General features: G+C 73.9%; 10 protein-coding genes. 7 read left to right on the plus strand and 3 right to left on the minus strand.

Going from position 1 to position 6,903, the window contains the following annotated elements; all coding sequences use genetic code 11:
- Positions 1-15 precede the first annotated feature (15 nt).
- The 4 genes from ribA to Q7A36_RS21090 all read left to right on the plus strand — a co-directional run bounded on the left by ribA (position 16) and on the right by Q7A36_RS21090 (position 2,367).
- Positions 16-1,182, plus strand: a complete 1,167-nt coding sequence (gene ribA / locus Q7A36_RS21075; RefSeq protein WP_305105726.1) for a GTP cyclohydrolase II — start codon at positions 16-18, stop codon at positions 1,180-1,182.
- On the plus strand, positions 1,182-1,694 hold the full coding sequence (locus Q7A36_RS21080; RefSeq protein WP_305105713.1) for a L,D-transpeptidase family protein: 513 nt from the start codon (positions 1,182-1,184) through the stop codon (positions 1,692-1,694). Before ribA ends, Q7A36_RS21080 begins: the two co-directional genes overlap by 1 nt.
- 111 nt (positions 1,695-1,805) lie before the next feature.
- Entirely contained in the window at positions 1,806-2,021 is a 216-nt protein-coding gene (locus Q7A36_RS21085; RefSeq protein ID WP_305105714.1) for a hypothetical protein, read from the plus strand.
- Between the two features lie 94 nt (positions 2,022-2,115).
- Positions 2,116-2,367 (plus strand): hypothetical protein, encoded by a 252-nt coding sequence (locus Q7A36_RS21090; protein WP_305105715.1) that lies wholly within the window; start codon positions 2,116-2,118, stop codon positions 2,365-2,367.
- 81 nt (positions 2,368-2,448) lie between these two features.
- On the opposite strand, the gene Q7A36_RS21095 is transcribed toward Q7A36_RS21090, so the two are convergent.
- Positions 2,449-3,123, minus strand: a complete 675-nt coding sequence (locus tag Q7A36_RS21095; RefSeq protein ID WP_305105716.1) for a YggS family pyridoxal phosphate-dependent enzyme — start codon at positions 3,121-3,123, stop codon at positions 2,449-2,451.
- A 3-nt stretch (positions 3,124-3,126) separates the two neighbouring features.
- Here Q7A36_RS21095 and Q7A36_RS21100 point away from each other — a divergent pair, with 3 nt between their 5' ends.
- The 3 genes from Q7A36_RS21100 to Q7A36_RS21110 all read left to right on the plus strand — a co-directional run bounded on the left by Q7A36_RS21100 (position 3,127) and on the right by Q7A36_RS21110 (position 6,123).
- Positions 3,127-3,738, plus strand: coding sequence for a thiamine phosphate synthase (locus tag Q7A36_RS21100; protein WP_305105717.1), 612 nt, complete (start codon positions 3,127-3,129; stop codon positions 3,736-3,738).
- 264 nt (positions 3,739-4,002) lie between these two features.
- A complete protein-coding gene (locus Q7A36_RS21105; protein WP_305105718.1) occupies positions 4,003-5,460 on the plus strand; it encodes a porin family protein in 1,458 nt (485 codons plus the stop codon).
- Positions 5,461-5,592: 132 nt separating this feature from the next.
- Positions 5,593-6,123 carry a DUF3576 domain-containing protein gene (locus Q7A36_RS21110; RefSeq protein ID WP_305105719.1) on the plus strand — a complete coding sequence of 177 codons (531 nt, stop codon included), beginning with the start codon at positions 5,593-5,595 and terminating at the stop codon, positions 6,121-6,123.
- A gap of 45 nt (positions 6,124-6,168) precedes the next feature.
- Here Q7A36_RS21110 and Q7A36_RS21115 read toward each other — a convergent pair whose 3' ends face one another.
- Positions 6,169-6,489, minus strand: coding sequence for an ArsR/SmtB family transcription factor (locus Q7A36_RS21115; protein WP_305105720.1), 321 nt, complete (start codon positions 6,487-6,489; stop codon positions 6,169-6,171).
- 210 nt (positions 6,490-6,699) lie between these two features.
- The coding region (locus tag Q7A36_RS21120; protein WP_305105721.1) for a hypothetical protein at positions 6,700-6,903 on the minus strand (204 nt) is incomplete at its 5' end.

Here is a 6,903-nt window from a genome sequence, read left to right on the forward strand (position 1 = left end):
CCTACAGTCGTGAGCATGACGATCCCAGTGCCCTCCGATACCTCTGCCGTTGCATCGCCGGCGATCCCGGACGCTGCGGCGCTCGCGCTCCGCGCCGTCCACCGGGCTGCCTCCGAGCTGCGGCGGGGCACGCCCGTCCTGCTGCGCGGCGGCGAGCAACCGCTGGTCGTCGCCGCGGCCGAGGCGGTCGGGGCCCGTGGCCTCGCGGAACTCGCCGCGGCGGCCCGCACGCCGCCGGTCCTGCTGCTCGCCCCCGCCCGCGCTGCCGCGGTCGCGCCCACCCCGGCGCTGCGCCCGGTCCAGGGGGCGGAGGCCAGCGCGGTCGCGCTCCGCCTGCCGCCCGGGCTGCTCGACCCCGCGGCGCTGCGCAGCCTCGCCGACCCGACCGCGGAGCGGCTGCTGCCCGAGGGCACGCGGCCCGAGCGGGTGCCCGTCCCCGCCGGCGCCGCGGCCGCCCTCGCCCTCGCCAAGCTCGGCCGGCTGCTGCCCGCCCTCGTCGCCGCCCCGGCGCGGGAGGGGCCGGGCCTGCTGCGCCAGGACCTGCTCTCGGTGGAGGCGGCGCAGGTCCTCGCCTATCCCGCCACCGCCGCGACCAGCCTGCGCAAGGTCGCCGAGGCCGCCGTGCCGCTCGAGGCAGCGCCCGATGCCCGCATCGTCGCCTTCCGCGCCGCCGATGGCGGGATCGAGCACCTGGCCATCCTGGTCGGCCGGCCGGAGGCGCAGGAGGCCCCCCTCGCCCGCATGCATTCCGAATGTTTTACGGGTGACCTGCTGGGGTCTCTCCGCTGCGACTGCGGCCCGCAATTGCAGGGCGCCATCGGCCGCATGGCGGCGGAGGGCGCGGGGGTGCTGCTCTACCTCGCGCAGGAGGGGCGGGGCATCGGCCTCGTCAACAAGCTCCGCGCCTATGCGCTGCAGGATGCCGGGCTCGACACGCTGGACGCCAACCGGGCGCTGGGCTGGGGCGCGGATGAGCGCAATTTCCTGGTTGCCGCCACCATGCTGCGCCAGCTCGGCATCGGCCGGGTGCGGCTGCTGACCAACAACCCGGAGAAGCTGGCCGCGCTCGCCGCCTGCGGCATCGCCGTGGAGGGGCGGGTGGCGCATGCCTTCGCCCCCAACGGGGTGAACGACGGCTATCTCGAGACCAAGGCCCGGCGCTTCGGGCATCTGCTGGCCTGATGCCACCGCCCGATCCCGGCCGCGCCACGGTGGGGCCGGAAGGGATCCTCCGCCTCGGGCCGCAGGCTTGGCGCTGCGCCCTCGGCAAGGGCGGGATCCGCGCCGACAAGCGGGAGGGGGACGGGGCGACGCCGGTCGGCCTGCTGCCGCTCCGCCGGCTGCTCTACCGCGCCGACCGCCTCGCGGCGCCGGCCTGCCGGGTGCCGGTCGAGCCGCTCTCGCCGACGGATGGCTGGTGCGACGACCCGGCCGATGCCGCCTACAACCGCCGGGTCCGGCTGCCCCATCCGGCCCGGCACGAGCATCTCTGGCGCGAGGATGCGCTCTACGACCTCATCGGCGTGCTGGGCTGGAACGACGATCCGGTGGTGCGGGGGCGGGGCAGCGCCATCTTCCTCCACCTCGCCCGGCCGGACCTGGCCCCGACCGAGGGCTGCATCGCGCTGCCCGAGCGCGACCTGCGGGCGGCGCTGACGGCCGGCCTCACCGCGATCGAGGTGCAGGCGGGCTGAACCCTTTCGATTCCGCTGGACCGCGGCGCGCGCGAGGGGCAGGGTGCGCGCGGTCGGATTACGATCCGGCCATGTCCAGGCAAGAACTTCGCAAGGGGAGGATTCCGGATCATGGAAGCCCTGTTCACGCGCATCCTGCAGAATGCCTTCGTCGTCGCCGGCCTGCTCGTCCTGGCCGGGCTCGGCTTCGCCGCCCTGCGGTTGGCCGAGCCCGCGGTCGCCTGCTTCCTCGCCTGCGGCGTGCTGTTGATGTTCAAGTCGAGCATGGCGCCTGACCCGAAGGTTGGGACCGCGCCGCAGGATCGCCCGCTGGCCGGCCGGGCCTGACGGGGCGGAAAAGCGCCGCGCCTGTGGCGCAGGCCACGGCGGCGGGGCCAGGCCGCGGCAGGATGGGCCGCCACCTGCCGAAAGGACCTGTCCCATGCTCCGCCTCGCCCTCGCCGCCGCGCTCCTCGCCCTCGGCACCGCCCCGTCCCTCGCCGCCGGCAACCAGTTCGTCCCGGCGGGCCGCGGCGGCTATGCCATGCTGAACCCGCAGCCCCTGCCGCCCGAGCCGCCGCCGGAGAAGCTGTTCAGCCGCGGCATCCTGACCAGCCCGGGGATGCTGAACACGCTGAACCCGCAGCCCCTGCCGCCGGGCGGCGGCATCGGGCTGCAGCAGCAGCGGCGCTGAGGCGGCAGGCCCCGGCGCCGGGCGCGCACCGGGGCGTCCCGCATCGGCCGTCTGGGCGCCTCCGCCCCGCGCCGGCCCGCCCTACCCCCGTGTCCCGAAGATCGCCGACCCCACGCGCACATGCGTCGCGCCGCAGGCGATCGCCGCCTCGAAATCGCCGCTCATGCCCATCGAGACCACGGGCAGCCCGTGCCGGGCCGCGCGCTCGGCCAGCCATGTGAAGTGACGCCGCGGGTCGCCCTCGGCGGGCGGGATGCACATCAGGCCGCTCACCGGCAGGCCGTGGACCTCGAGGCATTCGCGCAGGAAGGCGTCGGTCTCGGCCGGCGGGATGCCGGCCTTCTGCGGCTCCTCCCCCACATTCACCTGCACCAGCACCTCCGGCCGCCGGGCCTCCTTCGCCATGGCCTCGGCCAGCGCCGCCGCCAGCTTCGGCCGGTCCAGGCTCTCGATCGCGTCGGCGATCCGCACGGCCTCGCGCGCCTTGTTGGTCTGCAGCGCGCCGATGACATGCAGCCGGAGATCCGGCCAGTCCGGCCGCAGGCCAGGGAACTTCGTCGCGGCCTCCTGCACCCGGTTCTCCCCGAACACCCGCTGGCCGGCGCCGAGGGCGGCGACGACCGCCTCCGCCGGATGGGTCTTGGAGACGGCGACGAGCGTGACCGAGCCGGCCGGGCGGTTGGCGCGGGCGGTGGCCTCGGCGATCCTCTCCCGCAGGCGGGCGAGGTTGAGCGCGATGTCTTCGGCGGGGGTCATGGGATGCGGACGCTAGAGGGCGCGGCGCGCCGCCTCAAGCCGCCTCCGGGGCTGCCCCGCCTCTGGCTGCTCGGCGACCCCGTCCGGCTGCCGGACCCGCGGACGGCCGCCGCCCGCCTGCCGCGCGGCGCGGCGGTGCTGGCGCGCGGCCTGGCACCCGCGGTCACCGCCGGCCTCGCCGCCCTTGCCCGGCGGCGGCGCCTGGTGCTGCTGGTGGCCGGCGATGGCCGCGGCGCGCTGCGCCATGGTGCCGGGCTGCACCTGCCGGAGCGCCGCGGCAGCGCGGGGCTGCTGCCCTTCCTGCTCGCCCGCCGGCGGCGGCGCCTGCTGCTGACCGCGGCGGCGCATGGCCGGGCCGGGCTCGCGCGGGCGCGGCGCCTTGGCGTCGATGCGGTGCTGCTCTCACCGGTCTTCCCGACCGCGAGCCATCCGGGGGCGCCGGCGCTCGGCCCCTTCCGCTGGATGGCCCTGGTGCGCCGGGCCGGGCGGCCGGTGGTGGCGCTGGGCGGGCTCGACGGCGCCGGCGCCGCCCGGCTGCCGCGCCGGACGGCGGGCTTCGCCGCCATCGGCGCCCTGGCCGGCGCATCGCCCGGGCGGCACTCCGGCGCAGGCTGAGGCCCGCCGGATGGCGGGCGGGTTACGCGCCCGGCACGTAACTGGTCCGCATCACACGCATGTGGCCAGCCCGCCACAGTGTTTCGGCGAAGTCGCGGTCAATGCGCGCGGGCGGTTGCCGGCAATTGTTCCGCTGCACCATAGTTGGCCGGGACCCGAATGCATCCGTCCATGGCGATCGCCTGAAGCGGGGGTTGGCTTCCTGTCAGGGGGCAGGTGGGTCGGGGAAACTGCCGGTCCGGCCGGCGCGTGAGGAGGATTGAGATGCGTAAGATTCTGCTGGGCACGACCGCGGTGGTCGGCGCGGCGCTCCTGGCCCCGTCCTTCGCGGCGGCGCAGGAAGCCCCGACCGTCCGTATCGGCGGCTTCTTCCGGGCCTATTACGGCTACACGCAGCAGTCCGGCCGCAACTCGACGACGCCGTCCGGCCTCGCCAACAACACCAACGGCCAGGGCGGCAACCTGACGCAGTCGAACACCGCCGTCGGCGGCGTGAACGTGCCGACCACCGAGTCGCTCGGCGTCACCAGCGCCACCAGCACCGCCGGCGCCGGCGAAGTGGGCCGCCTGTCGAAGAACGACTTCTCGACCGATGGCGAGGTGCATGTCTTCGTCAACGGCAAGACGGCGAACGGCCTGTCCTACGGTGCGGTGATCGAGATCGCCTTCAACCAGCAGGAAGGCCGCAACATCGTCCAGCAGCGCGCCAGCACGGGCAAGACGACGGCCTCGATCGACGAGTGGTACACCTTCATCGCCTCCCCCACCTGGGGCCAGATCCGCTTCGGTGACGAGGACGGCCCGGTCGGCGGCCTGATGAACTCGGGTGTCATCACCAACTTCGGCACCGGCGGCATCTACGGCGACCGCGAGTCCTTCGTCACCCGCCAGGCCAGCACCCGCACCACCACCTCCCCGGGCGGCCTCGGCGACAACACCAAGATCATCTACCTGTCGCCGCAGTTCTTCGGCTTCGACTTCGGCGCCTCCTTCGCCTTCAACTACGGCGTGGGCGAGGATACGGGCTGCCCCTCCAACCAGTCCTCCGGCTGGTGCGACAGCGCCTATGCCTTCACCGGCGCCTCCAACTTCGGCATCGCCGCCGCGGGTCCGGAGCAGGCGGTCCGCCGCAACGAGTACCAGGGCGCGCTGCGTTGGCGCGGCAGCCTCGCCGGCGTCGGCCTCTCGTTCACCGGCGGCTATGTCGGCTCGGGCGCGGCGAAGGAACTCTCCCCGCTCAACGTCCAGCGCGCGGTCTTCCAGCCGCTCGGCGTCTGGCAGTTCGGCGCCCAGGCCACCGCCTACGGCCTGACGGTCGGCGCGCAGTACGAGCACGGCCAGTCGAACTTCTTCTGGGGCAACGCGATGAAGGGCGACCGGCCGATGGACCAGCTCTTCGCTGGCGCCAGCTACACCGTCGGGCCCTTCACCTTCGGCGGCAACTGGCAGTTCCAGACCGTCGAGGGCGCGAGCCGCACGGCCTACGGCTATACCAATGGCGTGCTCGTGACGAGCCCGAACCCGGCCGGTGCCGGCCTGATGCGCCGCCTCGGCTACGGCATCGGCGGCAACTACCGCCTCGCCCCGGGCCTCGACATCGTGGCGGAGTGGTCGAAGTTCACCGTCGCCGAGCGCGGCCGCGACCTCGACAGCTCGCGCGCCGGCGTGCAGGACCGCACCACGGCGAACGTCTTCATCCTGGGCACCCGCCTCGCCTTCTGATCGGCGCAGGGGATCTGAGCTTAGGGGGGCGGCGGAGCGATCCGCCGCCCTCTCTTATTGTTCTGTCATGATAAGTTTCGTGTTCACCCTCCCCTTGATCGGGCCGCCCGCTTGGAGATATCTCGGACCGCCATGAAGCCCGCCCTCGCCGCCGTCGCCCTCGCCCTGCCGCTGCTGGCCGCCTGCGGCGACTCCAACCAGCGCCTCGTCAGCAACGACGAGTATGGCGACTACCGCGGCAGCGTCGCCCGCAACCGCCCGCGCGGCGCCGATGCCGGCCTGGTCATCTTCGGCGTGGACAAGAACCGGGAGGCGCGAGAGGCCGCGGCCAGCGGCACCGGTCTCTCGGTGAACGCCTTCCTCTGGCGGGCCACGCTGGACACCCTGTCCTTCATGCCGCTCGCCTCGGCCGATCCCTTCGGCGGGACCATCATCACCGATTGGTACTCCCCGCCCGGCGCGACGAACGAGCGCTTCCGCGCCCAGGCCTATGTGCTCGGCCGCCAGCTCCGCTCGGACGGCGTCCGCGTGCAGGTCTTCCGCCAGACGCTCGACCGCGGGCAATGGGTGGACAGCCCGGTCTCCATCGCCACCAATTCGGAGCTCGAGGACAAGGTCCTCGCCCGGGCGCGGGAGCTGCGGAGCCAGTCCGCCTCCCGCTGAGGCGCGCGGAGAGGACGCGGCGAAGCCGGAGGGGTGCCGGGGCCGTCAGTCCTCCGGCGGGCAATAGAGGTCGCGGAGGACCTCCACCAGCCGGGCCGCCCTGGAATCGGCCAACCGGTACCAGATGGTCTGCGCCTCCCGCCTGGTGGTGACCAGGCCATCCTCCCGCAGCAAGGCAAGGTGCTGCGACAGCGCCGATTGCGACAGCCCGACCGCCCGGACGAGTTCGGAGACGTTCATCTCCCGGCCGCCCGCGAGGTGGCAGAGGACCAGCAGCCTCTTCTCGTGCGCCAGCAGCCGCAGCAGCCGGGCCACCTCCCCCGCCCGCGCCTCCAGGACTTCCAGCGCCGTTCCGGTATTCGCCATGCTGTCGCGGCCATGTCCTGAGCGGTGGAACCACCCATCATCTGGCCCGTCGCGCCGGCGTTGCGACCCCCCGTCCTGCGACCCTCGCCGCCTGGTCATACCGGCCAGCAGAAATGCTGACCGGTATGGTTTTACGATCGGCGCGCAGCCGCCACACCAACCCTGCGCGCGATACCGGCCTGCAGAAGTCGCGACTTCTGCAGGCCGGTATCAATCCTCTTCGCGCAGCAGAAAGAGCCAGAGGCCGCCGCCGGTGGCCGACTGCGCCCGGATGCGCAGGCTGCGCCCGGCATCGCCGAAATCGCCGGTCCAGCCGAACTCCACGTCCAGCGTGCCGCCCTCCAGCGCCCGCTCGATCCGGCCGCGGAAGCCGGGATGGTCCATGCAGGGGGCGACCCGGGTGAAGAAGCCGAG

Origin of the sequence: Paracraurococcus lichenis (assembly GCF_030657435.1) — a bacterium.
In the GTDB taxonomy this organism is placed as follows: domain Bacteria; phylum Pseudomonadota; class Alphaproteobacteria; order Acetobacterales; family Acetobacteraceae; genus Paracraurococcus; species Paracraurococcus lichenis.